The organism is Hydrotalea sp. AMD, from assembly GCF_004100315.1.
GTDB lineage: Bacteria > Bacteroidota > Bacteroidia > Chitinophagales > Chitinophagaceae > Hydrotalea > Hydrotalea flava.
Genome location: NZ_SCKY01000001.1, coordinates 79,557 through 97,872, shown reverse-complemented (window position 1 = coordinate 97,872; position 18,316 = coordinate 79,557). Strand labels below are relative to the sequence as shown.

Here is an 18,316-nt window from a genome sequence, read left to right as displayed (position 1 = left end):
AAATGATATGGAAACAGGAAACATTAAAGTAGGTATTGTAATGGGAAGCGACAGCGATTTGCCCGTAATGCAGGCTGCTGCAGATATATTGACACAATTTAAAATTCCATTTGAATTAACCATTGTTTCGGCACACAGAACACCGCTGCGCATGGTTGAGTATGCACAAAAAGCAAAACAAAGGGGATTAAAAATTATTATTGCAGGCGCCGGCGGAGCTGCTCATTTACCCGGTATGCTGGCTGCCATTACGCCATTGCCGGTTATTGGCGTACCCATCAAATCATCTAACTCAATAGATGGGTGGGACTCTATTTTATCCATTCTCCAAATGCCCAACGGTGTGCCGGTAGCCACAGTTGCCTTAAATGCTGCAAAAAATGCCGGTATTTTGGCCGCAGAAATAATTGGTACTTTTGAACCCATTACAGGTACTTTGGTAGAACAATATAAAATTCAGTTAGAACAGGAAATAAAAGAAAAAATTTCTAAAATAAAATCAGACTGGGTAAATCAGTTTGATATTTAAGACATTGCAATAATGCCCATTTGCTGCCCAAATGATTTTGAAGCTGCATAAATATGATGAAATAATTCAGGGCCATGTTTTCCATATAATACAGAAAAATTCTCCACACGCTCCTGCAGATTATTATTAGGAAATAATTGTGTTTTAATGTTGGCAATTCGTTGCATATCAGTTGCATATTTTCGCCTTTCTGCTCTTGCCATCTTTTTCTCTAATTGTTCAATTTTTTCAATGGCCCGATGCTGTAATACCTGAACATGTGTAGTTAAAGCACTATCTGCTTTAGCAGCATGCGCCGAAATGAGCGCATAAATAGCTCTGATTTGCGCTATCTCATCATTTAATGATAAAGAATAATCGCTATGTCTTTTTGCATATTCATTTTGCAAATGCAATACCGGTTTAAATAAATCTTCTACACTAAATTGCAACGAACGCCATATTTCCAACTGACGTTCTTGTATTAAAACAAACGAATTGCGTAACAATAACATAGGATAAGGCACGCCTGCCGATTCAAAAACCCGCTTTAATTCTAACCAATAAGCCAATTCGCCACCGCCACCAATAAAAACAATATTGGGTAACACAGTTTCCTGAAATAACCCCCTTAAAATAACATTTCCACTAAATCGTTCGGGATGCTGCTGCAGTTCTTCCAATATGGCTTCTTTACTGAATTGCAAGCCGGCTTTTTTTACAACAAATACATTGTTTTCACATTCAATACGTTCCCGATAGGTATCCATCAAATAAAATAAATTAATGGTGCGCCCTTGCGTTTGAATGGGATAATGCTGCTGCATTTCGCGGATAGTAGCTTCCACTGCCTGATGCGAAAATTGTTCGGACAATTCTTTAATGATAACCGGTTCAAATACTTTTTTTAAACGGGCATTATCGGGTATTAATATCAGCAAACCAAAATTAGCAAATAAAGTATGCACCAGTTCCAAAGTAGCCTGCTGTATTGTTTTACCTAACGTATAAGCATTGGCGAATAAAGTGCTTAATTGCTTACCATGTGGCAATACATCAATTTGTCCTTTTATTTCCGCTATCAGTTGCAGAAAAGACTGATCTACCTTCATCCTGCCTACTGCACCTGTTTGTTTGGTTTGCCAGGTAAGTTGTTTCCCATCAATTGTAATTGTCCCTAATTCATCCAAATCAGCATCTTCACTACCCATATAATAAAATGGAATAAAATGATATTGGGGTAATTGTACTTTTAAATAATCAGCCAGCTGAATAGCATGTATAATTTTGTAAATAAAATACAATGGGCCGGTAAAAATATTGGGTTGGTGGGCCGTTGTAATGGTAAAGGTATTTTCACTCAGAATAGCCTGCAAGTTATTTTGCTGCAGAGTTGTAAGTGATAAACCTGCAGATTGTTCCACTAAAACATCATACAATAATTGGCGATGATTGATAGTTTGTTGCCGCGCCTGAATGGCTGCCTGAATGCCTTCTATTGAAACGGAGTGTTGATAAAAAGGGCTTAAACCTTCATGTTGTTGAACATACTCTACTGCAATTTTAGAAAAAAAACCGGTGGACTCAATAGGTAAATAACTATACTGTGCTTCCATGTATGAATACTTGTTACTATTTAAAAAAATTGATGAGGGCAAACTGCTCAATCATTCAAATTCATTTTACAACACCAGTTCCCCTTCTATATCATAATCATACGCTTTTGTAATACGTACGTTAACAAATTCTCCAACAGAAAGTTTTTGATCAGTTGCTATAATTACTTCATTATCCACTTCAACACTATCAAACTCTGTTCTGCCTATATAGCGGCCTGCTTCTTTTTTATCAATCAATACTTTAAATATCCACCCTACTTTTTCCTGATTTTTTTCCAGACTAATTTCCTGCTGCACTTCCATTATTTCCTGTGCTCTTCGTTGTTTTACTTCAGCAGGTATATTGTCTTCTAAAGTATAAGCGCCGGTATTTTCTTCATGGCTGTATGTAAAAATTCCAACTCTGTCAAAGCGGTGCTCTTCAAGAAAAGATTTCAGTTCTGTTACATCTCCTTCCGTTTCTCCCGGAAATCCGGCAATTAACGTTGTTCGCAAACAAATACCCGGTACTTCCTGCCGTATGGTTTTAATCAATGCACTCATTTCTTCTTTAGTGCTGTTTCGGCGCATGGCCTTTAGCATGTTATTGCTGGCATGCTGCAAGGGCATATCTAAATAATTGCAAATATTTTTCTTTTCACGCATTACAGCCAACACTTCCAACGGAAATTTATTGGGATATGCATAATGCAGCCGAATCCATTCCAACCCTTTCACATCGGCCAGTTGCTTCAGTAAAACATGCAATGAACGTTTTTTGTATATATCTAAGCCATAATAAGTTAACTCCTGCGCAATCAGCATAATTTCTTTAACACCTTTTTTAACCAAGGTTTCTGCTTCTGCAACAATGGCTTCAATGGGTTTGCTAACATGGCTGCCCCGCATAAGGGGTATGGCACAAAAAGCACAAGTTCTGTTACAGCCCTCACTAATTTTAAGATAGGCATAATGTTTTGGCGTACTTAATAAGCGTTCGCCCAATAATTCAGATTTGTAATCGGCACCTAATTGTTTTAAAATTAATGGCAGTTCCATGGTTCCAAACCAGGCGTCTACTTCGGGTATTTCTTTTTCCAAATCGTTTCTGTAACGTTCACTCAGGCAACCGGTTACATATACTTTGTCTAATTTTCCCCTGCGCTTTAATTCTACCTGATTTAAAATGGTATCAATACTTTCTTCTTTGGCTTTATCAATAAAACCGCAGGTATTTACCACCACAATATTATGGTCGGTTTTAGTATTTTCATGCACTACGGGAATAGCATTGGCTGATAACTGCCCACTCAGCACCTCACTATCTACCAGATTTTTACTACACCCCAGCGTAATAATGTTGATTTTATTTTGTTTCAGTGTTTTTGACTTCATATTGGGCGCAAAGGTAGTTTTTATTCCAAAGCACTTCATGAAGAATCAGATAATTTGGTAGCCAGCATTTTGTAATGCTATTAAACACCGGTTGCGTCGCACACTGCAACGTTCCCATCATTATTCAACAACGCTGCCATAGAAAAATTTCGGACAAATATTTGGCAATGCACTTAATTTTGGCCGATATGGATACCCCGAACGATCAGCCATTCAGCCCCATTCTTTCACCTCAAAAAGCTGCAATGTTTGAAAACCGCTTGATGAAGGTTTTTAAACACAAATATAAAATTGCAAAAAAACAAAATATTACCTGCTGGCGAGTTTATGATCATGATTTACCTGAATTCCCTTTTTGTATTGACTTGTATGAGGATAAAGTGTATTTAGCCGAATACCAGCGCAGGCACCAGATGACAGAGGAGCAGCATACGGAATGGTTAGAGGCTTGTGTTGCTTTGATAAGCAAATATCTTGGGATAGCCAACGAAAATATTTACATTAAAGAACGCAAAAGAAAGGCCAACCGAAACAATCAATATGAAAAAACAGGCGATACCAAACAATATTTTACTGTTACAGAAAATGGGTTAAAATTTTTAGTAAACCTAACCGACTACTTAGATACCGGCTTGTTTTTAGACCACCGCATTACCCGCCAAATGGTTCGCAACGAGGCTGGTGACAAACGTGTTTTGAATTTATTTGCATATACCGGTTCTTTTTCAGTGTATGCGGCAGCAGGAAAAGCTGCAAGTGTTACAACGATTGATTTATCGAAAACATATTTACAATGGGCTCAGGATAACTTTTCGATTAACCGATTGAAAAATGCAGACGCATTTCATTTTATACATGCTGATGTAAAACAATACTTAAAAACTTTACCACCCAATAGTTTTGATTTGGTAATCATGGATCCGCCCACTTTTAGTAACAGCAAAAGAATGAAGGATATTTTAGATATACAACGTGATCATGTGGAGTTATTGAATGATGTGCTGACTGCATTACCCACAGGCGGTAAAATATATTTCAGCACCAATTTTACCCGATTTGTGATAGATAAGGACAATATTAAAGCAGCTGCTATTAAAGACATTACAAGAGCCACAACACCATTTGATTTTGAAGGGAAATTAAAAAGGTGGTGTTACCTTATTGTAAAGTAAATGTATAGCTTAGCACATTTTAATTTTAAAAGCAGCGGCACATTCTTTAATTTTACAAAATAAACAGCATGTCAATCAATTTTAAAAATTAATGTATGGAGTACACATATCAACAAACCACACTCTCAAAACATTTATCAGTAGGCGTTTTGGCAGGTTATCTGTTAACAATTTTCAATCTGTTTTACGATTTTTTATTGCGTTCATTAACCAATTTTACTTATTCAGAAATTGTAAATGTTTCGTCAATCATATTCTCTTCCATGTTGTTTATGATTATTGCCAGTTTAATATACCATTTCTTGTTTGTAAATTTTAAAATGGCCGGTGCCGCTATTTATATGATTGGTTTTGGAGTATTAACCATTTTTCTTTTTATAGCTGCCAGCCATATTGGCAACAAGTTTGCAATTCCAATTTATAATGATGCATTTCGTATGCAGTTTATGGGTTATGCAGGAATAACAGGCGGATTTGCAACATTGGTCATTCCTTTTATTTCCCGGGCATTCAAATACATATTTTAAACAATCCAATTGGAACATTATACTTCTGAATTACACAGTTGTTTTTGCTAATGCTAAAAAATGGCTGTGTAATTTTATTATCTGTGGCAATAGTAGTTGTGTTTCATCGTTTTGCAGTACAAATTGGCAGCGTTTTAATTTTTTATTTTCATCCATTTGTTGATTCATCCGTGCCAGTACGGCAGATCTTGTGGTGTTATCTCTTTTCATTACCCTTGCAATTCTTAATTCCAAAGGGGCTGTAACCCCAACCATATAGTCCATTTCCTTATCTGACCCCGATTCAAAAAACAAAGCAGCTTCTTTAATTACGTAGGCAGATTGCTGTTGTGCCATCCATTGTTGGGAAAAAGCAATGGTTGCCGGATGTACAATAGCATTTAGGGTATGTAACTTATTTTCATCCTTAAAAACAATTCCAGCCAAATAAGCTCTGTTTAATTTTCCATGCAGATACACTTCATTGCCAAAAACTTTACGAATGGCAGTAACAACTGTAATATCTTTCTCCATTAATTCCTTTGCAACAGTATCTGCATCCAACACGGGTATATCAAATACTTTAAAAATATTTGCAACGGTTGTCTTACCACTACCAATTCCTCCTGTTAACCCTATTTTAAGCATGGTTAAAATTAGTATTTCTCTTTTGATATAATTGCATAAAAAACCCGGCCATGTTTGCACAGCCGGGTTTTACTTACTTAAATTAATTATTTTTTTTCGGCAACTGCAGTTGCTTTATTCAGTGCTGCTGTCCATTCCATACTAATGGCAGATTTTTCAATTTTTAAATAGCTGCCCGGGTTTACTTCAATTTGCAGGGTACCATCTTCATTTACCTTGTTAACAGTGGCATGTATGCCGGCAAGTGTAACAATTTTATCCCCTTTTTGCAGATTATCGATAAACTTTTTTTGCTCTTTGGCTTTTTTTGCCTGCGGACGAATCATGAAAAAGTAAAATACAGCAATGATGGCAATCATTAAAAACAATTGAATAGATCCACCACCCTGCTGTGGATTACCGGCCATTAAAATAACATTGAACATGTGATTCTGTTTTATAATTGATTAAATAGATACAAAGTAATGGTTAATGGTTGGCAACACTATCTGCAATAACCTGCCCTTCAAAAAACAAATAATGTTCCGTTCCATTTTTGGTATTGGTATTGGCAATAACCGTTTTACGCACATTTCCCACCGGCACATGTTCACTGTTAAACGCTGCTTCAATTAACCCTTCAGAACCCGGCATTATGGGATGTTCTGTATAACTGGTTACTGTACAACCGCATTCAGACCTTACATTCACCAATATTAATGGTTCATTACCGGTATTTTTACACCGAAAACGCACCGTAATATGTTCACCTTTAGGTATACCGCCAAACTGAACCGTACTATCTAACCATTTTACCGTTGTATAATGAGCAGTATCTAATGCTGCTTTCATATCGGTATTCGCTTCTTTATGATGCGTACTGCAGGCGAATATAGCAAAGAACAATAAGGTTATAGTAACTAATGGGAATAATTTCATAGCTGCAAATGTATTATTGCCCGGATTTAAATTCTACTTTTTCAATTTTACCTACAAACACCAGCTCTTTGTGAATAGAATCTAAAATGCCATTTACAAAATGGCCGCTTTGCGGCGTACTATATTCTTTTGCAATATCAATGTACTCATTAATGGTTACTTTGGTTGGAATGGTTTCAAAATAAAGAAATTCACATACACCCAAACGCATAATAATCATATCTAATAATGCAATTCTTTCTGCATCCCAATTATTTAATTTGGGTTTAATGATGCTCAATGTAAAATCTTTTTTTTCTATGGCTGTCATCAGCAAATCTTTGGCAAATTTCCATTTATCTTCTGATAATAATTGCGGAAAATTGCTTGCCGCCGGTTTTTGAATGATTTCTGTAATGAATTGCATCATCATATCGCCATCATTCTGCCAATTGGGGAAATAATCCTCTACATGTGCTTCAAAATCTTCATTCGGTAAAATGAACTGATTAAAAATATAGAGTAAAATGGCTTTTTCCTTCTTTAAATCGCGACCTTGTTCCAGAATATAGGTTTTATACTCTGAAGAGACGATCATATTCTGATAAATTTTCTTTATCAGTTCCCTGTCAATCATTTTATCTGGTTGATTGGATTTGATGGCCTCCTGAATGGCTGGTAATTCTAAAATATTCCACAGGATTTGATTTCCTGCAATTTTAGTATTGACATTCAAATCTTCAAAACTGGTAATATTTTTACTGGCTTTTAAACGAGCATCCTGCTCTGCATACTTTGCAACTTCGGTTAAAAAATAAAGCAGGTAAACAAAGAGTTCTCCGGTTTTTTTAAAATTATTTTCAAGTTGTTGTACCGGATTTTTAAAGCACTCAGGATCTTTTGCACTCTCAATAATGTAGAGTAACTGCATTACTTTAACGCGTATATTTCGTCTGCTAATCATTGCTGAAAGAACTGTTTTAGTGGCAGCAAAAGTAATGGTTTATACGTAGTTTCCAAATGTGATTGAGTAACAGATGTACACTTTTACAATATTACAATATAGGTATAAAAAAAGTCCGCTATTATCCTTCCCCGGAAATAGCGAACTTACCACGCAAAATTTACATAACTATAGTACCAACTATGTTTTATGCCTGCACCACTTGCGAACGCAGTGAATTAATAATGGTACCTAATCTTGCAATCAAATAATCGGGTAATCCATTTTTCTTGGCTGCCACAACCACATCCTTAATAAATGAATCAAAATCATCGTTCATTGCTTTGCCATTCATACGTGGATTGGTGGCAGGATTATGGGCAGATACCATATCTTTCCCACCATAAGTAAAGTTTTTAGCACCGGTGCCTACACAGAAAAAATCAGTTAAATTCTTGCTCAAAGCCTTAAATCCACTCAAATTTCCGGATGAAACTTCCTGTAACAACACTTTAAAGTAGACATTAATGTTTGTATCGGCAGCAATTACAAAAATGGCGCTATCAACTACCGAACGAATACCCAAACGCCCTTTTTCAATCATGGCACCCTGAACTGCCGGATCAGGTACCATTGTTGTTCCACCTAATGAATCATATAAAGTTTTTGTCATCATAGGCGGTGTGGTGTCACTTTTTTTACACGAACTGCCCAATAAAGCGATGGCTGCAAAAAATGCGGTTACCAGAAATACGGTTTGTACTTTTTTCATTGTGTTGAATTTTTATTGTTTAAGAATGATTAAAAAACAGATTGAACCATTTGCACCAGCTTTTTCTCAGTTGAATTAGGCAATACCGGACAACCGGAAGCCATTTCTTCCGAAGAAGGTAAATAACGGCTGGCCGGTAGTGCCATTGATTTTGATAATTGCGCCGTTAATTGAGTGGCATTTATTTGAGCAGGATAAAAGGTAAACACTGCAATCCTGGTTTTAGTATTACATAAAACATGTGAAACCCCTTTTTGGGCATACAACCACTCGGTAATGGCGGCACCTTGTTGATCGGTTAATGGCGTTTTAAAATCTATCCGCGCCATTGCAATGCTGTTTACATCTATTTTTTGGGGCCGGGTCACCCAATAAATGTGAACAAATAAAACAACCACTAAAACAGAAAGGGTAATGGCCCCTATACGAAGTATTTTTGTTGTTTTCATAAATGACAGTTTAATGACACTTACGAATTGTGATTTCATTTGGATTGAAAAAAAGTTTTTTTTCTTTTATCCGGGCAGTCGATAATAAATGGGTTAGGGCGTGAAATTTTGACACTTAGTTTATTTCATGAAGGTTACTTAACCAAAGATTGCTGCCAAGCTGGGAAATTTACTGAAAAGAAAATAGGCAAAGTCTGCAAATTTGACTTGTTATGTCGCGGTGGCATAAAAATAGCAAGTAACGTTTCATTAAAATCAGTTTTCTTTTAACAACTAAAAATCTATAACGTATGGCTAAAAAAGTAAACGTTACTCCACTACATGACAGGGTAATTGTTAAGCCTGCTGCGGCAGAAGAAAAAACAGCAGGTGGAATTATCATTCCTGATACTGCAAAAGAAAAACCCCAAAAAGGAACTATTGTTGCTGCCGGGGCCGGTAAAAAAGATGAACCTTTAACCGTAAAAGTAGGCGATACCGTTTTATATGGTAAATATGCCGGAACTGAAATTCAAATTGAAGGAGAAGATTTATTAATTATGCGGGAAAGCGATATTTTGGCGATAGTTTAATCCATCAGCCATTCAAACATGCTTACCGAATGATGCATTAATTGCGAATCTTAGCCTTTTCCGAAAAAATATTCAAACAAAATATTTCCAAACTTTTAAAAAATAAAAGATGGCAAAACAAATTTTCTTCGACATTGAAGCAAGAAATAAAATGAAAAAAGGTGTTGATGTATTAGCCAACGCCGTAAAAGTAACATTAGGCCCTAAAGGCAGAAATGTTGTAATTGAGAAAAAATTCGGTGCACCTCAGGTAACTAAAGATGGTGTTACTGTTGCAAAAGAAATTGAATTAGAAGACCCTATTGAAAATATGGGTGCACAAATGGTAAAAGAAGTAGCTTCCAAAACCGCCGATCAGGCCGGTGATGGTACTACTACCGCTACCGTTTTGGCACAAGCGATTATTAGTGAAGGTTTAAAAATGGTTGCATCCGGTGCCAATCCAATGGATTTAAAACGTGGTATTGATAAAGCTGTTAGCTTAGTGGTTGAAAACCTGAAAGCACAAAGCCAAACTGTTGGAAACGATTCTAAAAAAATACAACAGGTGGCTACCATTTCTGCCAATAACGATGAAACCATCGGTAAATTAATTGCAGAAGCATTCTTAAAAGTAGGTAAAGAAGGTGTTATTACCGTTGAAGAAGCCAAAGGAACCGATACTACAGTTGATGTTGTAGAAGGTATGCAATTCGATCGTGGCTACATCTCTCCTTATTTTGTTACCAACAGCGAAAAAATGGAAGCAGAATTGCAAAATCCTTACATATTAATATATGATAAGAAAATTTCTGCCATGAAAGATATTTTGCACATACTTGAAAAAGTTGCGCAAAGTGGCCGTCCGTTATTAATAATTGCAGAGGATTTAGAAGGGGAAGCATTGGCTACATTGGTGGTGAACAAATTGCGTGGTACCATTAAAGTGGCTGCTGTAAAAGCTCCCGGATTTGGCGACAGAAGAAAAGAAATGTTGAACGATATTGCTATTTTAACTGCAGGTACTGTAGTAAGCGAAGAACAAGGATTTAAATTAGAAAATGCTGATTTAAGTTACTTAGGACAGGCTGCTTCTGTTACCATCGACAAAGACAATACTACTATTGTTGGCGGAAAAGGTAAAAAGCAAGATATAACCGCAAGAGTGAATCAAATTAAAGCACAAATTGAAAATACTACCTCTGATTACGACAGAGAAAAACTGCAGGAACGTTTGGCTAAATTAGCCGGGGGTGTTGCAGTATTGTATGTCGGCGCAGCTACCGAGGTGGAAATGAAAGAAAAGAAAGACCGTGTGGATGATGCTTTACATGCTACAAGAGCAGCCGTTGAAGAAGGTATTGTTCCCGGCGGTGGTGTTGCTTACATCCGCGCCATTGAGGTATTGGAAAACAAAATTAAAGGCCAAATTGCTGATGAACAAACCGGTATGGCCATTATTCGCCGTGCTTTGGAAGAACCCATCCGCATCTTAACTACCAATACCGGTGTTGACGGTTCAATTGTAGTGCAAAAAATTAAAGAAGGCAAAGGTGATTTTGGTTTCAATGCCAGAACAGAACAATACGAAAACCTGTTTAAAGCCGGCGTTATTGATCCTACAAAAGTTAGCCGCGTAGCTTTAGAAAATGCCGCATCTATTGCAGGTATGTTCTTAACTACCGAATGTGTAATTGCCGACAAACCAAAACCTGAGGCACCTGCAGCACATCCTGCACCCGATATGGGCGGAATGGGTTACTAATCCTTCTAACCATACAACATATAAAAATCCCGAAACGAATAGTCATTATTTTTTTCGGGATTTTTTTCCAATCAATCCCTTTATCGTTTCATGACAAAACAGTTGAACTATGAAATGGATACAATTGTGGAAAAAAGTTTTGGATTATTTTTTACTCAAGAAAGATGATGACTTTAACAATCCTTACCTCATTTTATGAGGTATTTTTTTATCCCCTAAAATAACGGGTAAACCCATCTGCCAATAAACTCAGCGCATAACCATAACTTACCATTACTACTACACCAAGAAAAGATACATCAGAATATAAAATCATTTTTAATGCCAGTACCGAATCAAAAATCATGAACAATGCAGCGCCGGGTATAAAAAAATTAATGACTAAATTTTTCTTACTTCTACTACTTAATAAATTAACCATACTAACAGCCATTGTACTAATTATCAACATATATATTAGTCTAGGCCATTTCATGCCTCCTAAATTGGCACCAATAAAGCGAAAGACTAAATAGTTCCAACAAAACAAAATAGCCACACCAATAAATGCTTCCTGGCTATGTTTTAGTTCAGGCTGGTGCATTCTTAAAAAAGTAATGATGAAAAAAATGAGTGCAACAATAAATGCCACCATTCCGAAAATAAAGAAAAGGATTCCTTTCCCCATTAACAAAATATCGCCTATCCAGGCAAATACGAACGCTAAAAACACAATGTTTTAGTATGTTTAAACAAATTATGTTTTGCGTTTAAAAAATAAAAAAAAGCAAAATGGGTATTAACAAGGGTTTAGTAAATATCCGCAATTGCTCTTTTTCTGTATGAATGAGGTAACAATCGGCCAATAAAAAAAACCAGAATACCAATATGCCATGCTTTTTAAGTAAGCGCATGCAGTTAATTTTAAGTGTATGCTACGAAAATAAGCCGATTCAGTAATATAATTTCTGTTTTAAAAAAATGTATGCTAAAAGTAAAGTAATGTCAGGTAGATGCAATATGTAATACCTGATTTTGACATTTTAACCCAAAAAATCGATTTTTTATACCATAGCAGCAATTTTGAAAGCTTAAATATTACATTTGCGACATGTTAACCGAGGAGGAAGAAAAATTTATTGCTTATTGGTCTACTAACGGGGAGAAGCAAAAAACCAGCGTCCGCACATTATTGAAAGGATTTTCATCAGGAATCAGTCTGGGTGCAGGCATCATTTTGCTGATAGCTGCCGGATGGTATGAACGTGCAGATATGGAAGCGCATACCAAACTAAATCCATTTTTTTTATTGTTGATCATTCTCATCATTTCAATAGTTATGGCTTTTTTGTACAGGAATTACCGATGGGAAATGAACCAGCAGCATTATTTAGAATTACTATCCAAAAAACGAAAACTTGAAAAAAACAATACAACAACTGGTTCTAACAACCCAAACAATTCTACTCATTCATAAAAAAACAATGATGGTGAAGCAACTGTTAACAGCGGCTTTTATTTCAGTAATCTTTTTTTCTGCCTGTTCAAAATCCAATTCCGGTGGAGGTGCTCCTTGCCAGTCAGCAACGGTAGCTTCAGAAAAAAATGCCATGGTAGCCTTTTGTGTGGCCAATGGCGTTACCTACCAAACTGATACCAGTGGCATTTTATATCAAATTATCACATTGGGAACAGGCGCAACCCCTTCACTCAATTCAAAAATATATATAACATATACCGGAAAATTATTAAATGGTACCACCTTCGATATGCAGCCCAATGCCAGTCAAACAGGATGGAATTTGTATTCACTGATCCAGGGCTGGCAAATTGCCATTCCGCTGATTAAGAAAGGAGGCGAAATTAAAATGGTTATTCCTTCTGCTTTGGCTTACGGATGTATTGGCAGTGGCCCGATACCCCCCAATGCGCCGCTATTTTTTGATGTGAATCTGGTGGATGTACAATAATTTTTTTAAAACAATTTTACTGTTGTTAATTTCTAATTAAATATCATTTTCATTCCCCTATCTTTGCCCACTCTAAAATTTTATAAACCCTTACTAGTATGCAACTGAAAGGTTTAGTGCGATTTTTTACGATTGCTCTTATTTTAATTTGTATTTACCAGCTCTCTTTTACATGGATTGTAAAGAGCCACGAAAGTGCCATGGAAGCCAAGGCCGAAAAATATGTACAGGCCTACCCTGCCCCATCAGTAAAATATCCTGATAATACTAACTTGCGGGATTTGTATGCCGATACTTTAAAACAGTTAAAAGAAGCTGAATACAAAAGGTTATTGGACAGTACCCAAGATTTTAAAATTGGGCCATTCGGTTTAACAACCTACCGCAGCGCAAAAGATAAAGAACTATTATTGGGGCTTGATTTGCAGGGAGGTATGAGTGTTACTTTAGAAGTACAGTTAGATGCTTTAATCAAATCGTTGGCCGATTATACCAAAGACCCACAATTTAATCAGGCTTTAGCAGCTGCAGTCAATAAAAAAGCAAATAGTGGAGCAGATTTAATTACCCTGTTTATTGATGAATACAAAAAAATTAATCCCAATGCACAGTTGGCTCCATTCTTTGTAGCCAGAAGTAATGGCAAATTAAAATACAACACATCTAATGATGATGTTACCAATTATTTAAGAGAACAGGCTACTGCTGCTTTTAATAACACATTACGGGTTTTAAGAACACGTATTGATAAATTTGGGGTTTCTTCTCCCAATATCAACCCCGATCCTGCAAAAGGGATTATCAATGTAGAATTGGCCGGCATTACCGATCCGGAAAGGGTTAGAAATTACCTGCAATCTACTGCCAACTTACAATTCTTTGAAGTGTATACCGCCGAAAATCCGGAGTTAGTGAATGGTTTATTAAGTGCAGACAAAGCTTTACAGGATTATTTAAATGGCATCAAAGCTACTGATACTGCAAAAGCAAAATCGGAAACTGCACCTGTAGCAAAAACATCAGAAAAAACAGATACAACACAAACCGCTACATTATCGCAATTATCATCTGCTTCAAATAGCAATACCACTACAACCGATTCTACCACATTCAAAAACAATGAAAATCCGTTAAGAAGGTTGTTGTTACCCGGCCCTCAACCCTATCGTAATGCTACCGGCAAAGTAGTATATCCGGGTGTTATTGCCATGATTCAGGTAAAAGATACAGGCACGTTTAACAGGTACATCAATATGGATATTGTGAAAAGCAAATTTCCATCTAACCTCGTATTCATGTATGGTAAACCCGATAATACCAGTGATGATCCTAAGGCAAAAAATTTCCTGAATCTATATGCTATCAAAACTTTAGACAACGGACAGGCTGAATTAGAAGGTGAGCATGTTACCAACGCACGTCAGGATAATGATGAAAGAGGCCGTGTGGTAATCAGCATGTCAATGGATAATGTGGGTACCAATATCTGGGCAAAAATGACTGCCAGAAATATTGACAAACCTATCGCTATTGTATTAGATAATTTTGTTTACTCTGCACCCAATGTAAATGATGCTATTACAACCGGTAATTCACAAATTTCCGGCAACTACACTGTTAAAGAAGCACAGGATCTTGCAGAAATATTAACCAGTGGTAAATTAACTGCTCCGGCAAAAATTGTACAGGAGCAAATTGTTGGGCCTACTTTGGGAAGTGCAGCCATTAAAGGTGGTGCTTTGGCATTCTTTATCGCCTTCCTGGTTATATTCTCTTTAATGCTTATTTATTATAACAATGGTGGTTGGGTAGCCAATATTGCATTAATCCTAAACTTACTATTTACCATAGGTATATTGAGTGCATTAGGATTTACACTTACCGCAGCCGGTATAGCAGGTTTGGTATTAACGGTGGGTATGGCGGTAGATACGAACGTTATTATATTTGAAAGAATTAAAGAAGAACTTACCAAGGGTAAAAGCTATCAAAATGCAATTAACGACGGTTATAAACGTTCATTGGCACCTGTATTAGATGCCCACGTAACTACTTTGTTAACCGCTATTATTTTGGCTTATTTTGGATTGGGTCCTGTGTTAGGATTTGCTACCACACAAATTATCGGTATTTTATTATCACTGTTCTGTGGTATTCTGGTTTCCAGAATGATTACCGATATATACATGACCAGGAAGCGCCACTTTAACTATTTCACTGCCATCTCCAGAAAAATATTTAAACATTCTGCATTCAAATTTATTGAGTATAGAAAAATTACTTATATCATTTCTGCCATTGTATTTACCTTGGGAATTGCCTCTTATTTCAATGGTTTTGATGAAGGCGTTGAATTTGAAGGGGGTCGTAGCTATACCGTTAAGTTCGATAAACCGGTAAACCAGCAAAAATTAGCCGATGAATTGCGTCCTGTTTTGGGTGGTGAATTGCCGATTATTAAAACAGTTGGAACCAATAATCAGTTAAATATTACAACAGCTTATCTGATTAAAGAATCAAAACCCAATACTGATTCAATTATAGAACATACTATATTTGAAGGATTGAAGAATTATTTACCGGCCGGTACTACTTTCTACGATTTTGATAAAAAATACAAGCAAAGTTCTCAAACTGTTCAGCCTTCTATCTCAGATGATTTGAAAGCAGGTGCCAAAAAAGCAACCATCATTGCAGTGATTATTATATGTTTGTATATTTTCATCCGTTTTAGAGACTGGAGATATTCGCTGGGTACTATTTTCTCTTTAATGCATGATGTATGCGTTACTTTAGCTGTTTTCTCTTTCTTTAGAAAAATTGTACCATTCCCATTAGAAATTGATCAGCATTTTATTGCGGCCATCTTAACCGTAATTGGTTTCTCTATGAACGATACCGTAATTGTGTTCGACAGAATCAGGGAAAACAGTCACTTAATGAAAGGGGCCACAAAAGGAGCCATTATCAATAAATCAATTAATGATACATTGAGTCGTACCATTATGACATCATTAACCGTATTTCTCACCTTGTTAATATTATTCATATTTGGTGGTGAGGTTACCCGCGGATTTTCTTTCGCAATGTTAATTGGTGTAATTACCGGTACTTACTCTTCCATATTTGTTGCCGCACCTATATTGGTTGATATGGCAAAAGATAAACCACTGGGCGATTCTTCTGAAAAGAAATAATTGCAACATCAATATATTCAATTTAAAAACCTGTTGTACCCATGCAACAGGTTTTTTATATAATCAGTTGTAGAAGTAAAGCAGCCTAAATGTTCTACGTTAAAAGATTATTAAAGTATGCTCATATAATCGAATAGCCTGTATTATAATTAAATTTGCAATCGTGGATGTATTATTTAAAAATAGAATAAAAAATATTGTAGCAAAATTCCTCTTATTGGTAGTAGCCCTACAGGTTCTAAATTTCAGTATGGACTCTATCGACTTTCATCCGCATAAACACAGAAATACCATCAGCGACTTCAATTATTTAAATTCAATGGTAGAATATTTCGATGAAATTATTTTAGGCAATAAAGATGCCTTCCCGGAATATTGTAAACATAATGCAAGAGAATCACAAAACATCAAACATTTTGATGTAAAAATTTGCCAGCAACTACCTGTTAAATTAATTCCGCTTCAATATGTGAAGGATAATACTTACCGTAGAAGCAGAAATGAATTTTTTACTTTACTGATCATCCGCGAAATCACACCGCCTCCTCCAAAGCCATTCATAGCATAAAATTATTTTTACAATTATGGTGTGTATTTGGTTAAAATATTGGCAAATGCTTAGTATTTTAACGGATATAATTTATTCATAGAATATTACAGGTTGTATATGCAAAAACTAAAAACGATTTTTTTGTTTGGAGTAATATTGCTTTGTTCCCGTATTGCAATGGCACAATGGCAACCTCCCACTAGTGATACTGTTCATTTAAGTATAGATAGTGCTGAAAGTATCTTCTTGCAAAATAATTTGCTGCTTTTAGCCCAACGCTATAATGTAAATGCACAAAAGGCATTAATTATACAGGCCAAACTGTATCCCAATCCAAATATCAATATTTCGCAAATGATGCTGCAGCCGGTTTCAAAAAAAGTGCTGCCCTTTGGTTCGGAAGGCGAAATTCAGGCTACACTTTCACAAATGATTATTTTGGCCGGCAAAAGAAATAAGCAAATTAAACTGGCCGAAACCAATGCCAAATTGGCTGAATATCAGTTTTATGATTTAATGCGCACCTTGCGGTATACACTAAGAACCGATTTTTATAATATTTATTATTTAACGCAATCCTCTAAAGTATACCAACAGGAAATTCAATCGCTGCAGCAAGTGGTAAAAGCCTTTGAAGAACAGCAATCAAAGGGATATATTGCCGAAAAAGAAGTAGTTAGAATTAAAGCGCAATTGTACAGCTTAGAAAGCGAATACAACGATTTAATCAATCAAATTAATGATACAGAAAGTGAATTGCGGCTGGTATTGCAGTTAAAAGACAGTTTTATACAACCAGAAGTTAATGAAACCAAACTGGCAAAAATCAGCCCTGCCAAATATCCTATTGCAATATTAATCGATTCAGCTTATCAGGCCAGAACCGATTTAAAAATTGCAAAAGCTTACACAGACATGAATAAACAAAATTACGAACTTCAAAAAGCCTTAGCAGTGCCCGATCTTACCCTTCAATTAGGATACGACCAGCAAGGCAACTATATTCATAACTTTAACAATATAGGTTTTGGTATAGATATCCCAATTTTTAACAGAAACCAGGGTAATATTAAATCGGCCAAATCGATGATTGATTACAGTGCCACTACCCAGAAAAGTGCTGAAGCAAGTATTGAAGCGCAAATATATCGGGCTTTGCAAAAGGCATACGACAATACGGCATTGTACCAAAAAATAGATCCTGCTTTTGGAAAAGATTTTGACCGGTTGAAGGATGAAGTTTTATCGAATTACAAAAAACGAAACATCAGCCTGCTCGATTTTTTAGATTTTTATGATGCCTATAAACAAAATACATTACAAATAAATTCTATTAAATTCAACCGCATCAGCGCATTTGAAGATTTAAATTATTATACCGGAACATCACTTTATTAAACCCTGAATTATTGATTT

At 36.1% G+C, this 18,316-nt stretch carries 19 protein-coding genes; 10 read left to right on the top strand and 9 right to left on the bottom strand.

From position 1 onward, the window contains the following. The first annotated feature begins 7 nt into the window (after positions 1-7). The gene (gene purE, locus EO766_RS00425; RefSeq protein WP_218330424.1) at positions 8-529 is read left to right on the top strand and encodes a 5-(carboxyamino)imidazole ribonucleotide mutase; all 522 of its coding nucleotides are present in this window, start codon (positions 8-10) and stop codon (positions 527-529) included. On the opposite strand, the gene bshC is transcribed toward purE, so the two are convergent. Together bshC and rimO are read right to left on the bottom strand one after the other, a co-directional pair. Next, positions 526-2,124, bottom strand: coding sequence for a bacillithiol biosynthesis cysteine-adding enzyme BshC (bshC, locus tag EO766_RS00420; RefSeq protein WP_287100605.1), 1,599 nt, complete (start codon positions 2,122-2,124; stop codon positions 526-528). The genes purE and bshC overlap by 4 nt on opposite strands. Positions 2,125-2,190: 66 nt before the next feature. Beyond that, the gene (rimO, locus tag EO766_RS00415; RefSeq protein WP_287100604.1) at positions 2,191-3,501 is read right to left on the bottom strand and encodes a 30S ribosomal protein S12 methylthiotransferase RimO; all 1,311 of its coding nucleotides are present in this window, start codon (positions 3,499-3,501) and stop codon (positions 2,191-2,193) included. A gap of 167 nt (positions 3,502-3,668) precedes the next feature. On the opposite strand from rimO, the gene EO766_RS00410 reads away from it, so the two are divergent. Both EO766_RS00410 and EO766_RS00405 read left to right on the top strand, forming a co-directional pair. Then, positions 3,669-4,673: a class I SAM-dependent methyltransferase gene (locus EO766_RS00410; RefSeq protein WP_287100603.1), complete on the top strand. Its 1,005-nt coding sequence runs from the start codon at positions 3,669-3,671 to the stop codon at positions 4,671-4,673. Between the two features lie 95 nt (positions 4,674-4,768). Next, on the top strand, positions 4,769-5,200 hold the full coding sequence (locus EO766_RS00405) for a hypothetical protein (RefSeq protein ID WP_218330421.1): 432 nt from the start codon (positions 4,769-4,771) through the stop codon (positions 5,198-5,200). A gap of 30 nt (positions 5,201-5,230) precedes the next feature. Here the strand turns inward: EO766_RS00405 and coaE are convergent, their stop codons facing one another. From coaE to EO766_RS00375, 6 genes are all read right to left on the bottom strand, one after another. Continuing rightward, positions 5,231-5,887: a dephospho-CoA kinase gene (gene coaE / locus EO766_RS00400; RefSeq protein ID WP_287100602.1), complete on the bottom strand. Its 657-nt coding sequence runs from the start codon at positions 5,885-5,887 to the stop codon at positions 5,231-5,233. 26 nt (positions 5,888-5,913) lie between these two features. Continuing rightward, complete coding sequence (gene yajC / locus EO766_RS00395) at positions 5,914-6,252, bottom strand: preprotein translocase subunit YajC (RefSeq protein WP_068244790.1); 339 nt, start codon at positions 6,250-6,252, stop codon at positions 5,914-5,916. A gap of 43 nt (positions 6,253-6,295) precedes the next feature. Further along, a complete protein-coding gene (locus EO766_RS00390; protein WP_218330419.1) occupies positions 6,296-6,745 on the bottom strand; it encodes a DUF1573 domain-containing protein in 450 nt (149 codons plus the stop codon). A gap of 13 nt (positions 6,746-6,758) precedes the next feature. After that, the gene (nusB, locus tag EO766_RS00385; RefSeq protein WP_287100601.1) at positions 6,759-7,688 is read right to left on the bottom strand and encodes a transcription antitermination factor NusB; all 930 of its coding nucleotides are present in this window, start codon (positions 7,686-7,688) and stop codon (positions 6,759-6,761) included. A gap of 187 nt (positions 7,689-7,875) precedes the next feature. After that, entirely contained in the window at positions 7,876-8,439 is a 564-nt protein-coding gene (locus EO766_RS00380; RefSeq protein WP_218330417.1) for a globin family protein, read from the bottom strand. A gap of 29 nt (positions 8,440-8,468) precedes the next feature. Continuing rightward, positions 8,469-8,888, bottom strand: a complete 420-nt coding sequence (locus EO766_RS00375) for a hypothetical protein (RefSeq protein ID WP_218330416.1) — start codon at positions 8,886-8,888, stop codon at positions 8,469-8,471. 290 nt (positions 8,889-9,178) lie between these two features. Between EO766_RS00375 and EO766_RS00370 the strand changes: the two genes are divergently transcribed. Next, on the top strand, positions 9,179-9,460 hold the full coding sequence (locus tag EO766_RS00370; RefSeq protein WP_068244777.1) for a co-chaperone GroES: 282 nt from the start codon (positions 9,179-9,181) through the stop codon (positions 9,458-9,460). 109 nt (positions 9,461-9,569) lie between these two features. After that, positions 9,570-11,204 (top strand): chaperonin GroEL, encoded by a 1,635-nt coding sequence (groL, locus tag EO766_RS00365; RefSeq protein ID WP_218330415.1) that lies wholly within the window; start codon positions 9,570-9,572, stop codon positions 11,202-11,204. 208 nt (positions 11,205-11,412) lie between these two features. Here groL and EO766_RS00360 read toward each other — a convergent pair whose 3' ends face one another. Beyond that, positions 11,413-11,916 carry a lysoplasmalogenase family protein gene (locus EO766_RS00360; protein ID WP_074419846.1) on the bottom strand — a complete coding sequence of 168 codons (504 nt, stop codon included), beginning with the start codon at positions 11,914-11,916 and terminating at the stop codon, positions 11,413-11,415. Positions 11,917-12,294: 378 nt separating this feature from the next. Between EO766_RS00360 and EO766_RS00355 the strand changes: the two genes are divergently transcribed. From EO766_RS00355 to EO766_RS00335, 5 genes are all read left to right on the top strand, one after another. After that, a complete protein-coding gene (locus EO766_RS00355) occupies positions 12,295-12,660 on the top strand; it encodes a hypothetical protein (protein ID WP_287100600.1) in 366 nt (121 codons plus the stop codon). Beyond that, positions 12,602-13,153, top strand: coding sequence for an FKBP-type peptidyl-prolyl cis-trans isomerase (locus tag EO766_RS00350; RefSeq protein WP_287100599.1), 552 nt, complete (start codon positions 12,602-12,604; stop codon positions 13,151-13,153). Before EO766_RS00355 ends, EO766_RS00350 begins: the two co-directional genes overlap by 59 nt. Positions 13,154-13,251: 98 nt before the next feature. After that, positions 13,252-16,350 carry a protein translocase subunit SecDF gene (secDF, locus tag EO766_RS00345; RefSeq protein WP_074419849.1) on the top strand — a complete coding sequence of 1,033 codons (3,099 nt, stop codon included), beginning with the start codon at positions 13,252-13,254 and terminating at the stop codon, positions 16,348-16,350. Between the two features lie 163 nt (positions 16,351-16,513). Then, positions 16,514-16,918 (top strand): hypothetical protein, encoded by a 405-nt coding sequence (locus EO766_RS00340; RefSeq protein WP_074418396.1) that lies wholly within the window; start codon positions 16,514-16,516, stop codon positions 16,916-16,918. Between the two features lie 99 nt (positions 16,919-17,017). Further along, positions 17,018-18,298: a TolC family protein gene (locus EO766_RS00335; RefSeq protein WP_074418395.1), complete on the top strand. Its 1,281-nt coding sequence runs from the start codon at positions 17,018-17,020 to the stop codon at positions 18,296-18,298. Positions 18,299-18,316: the final 18 nt, after the last annotated feature.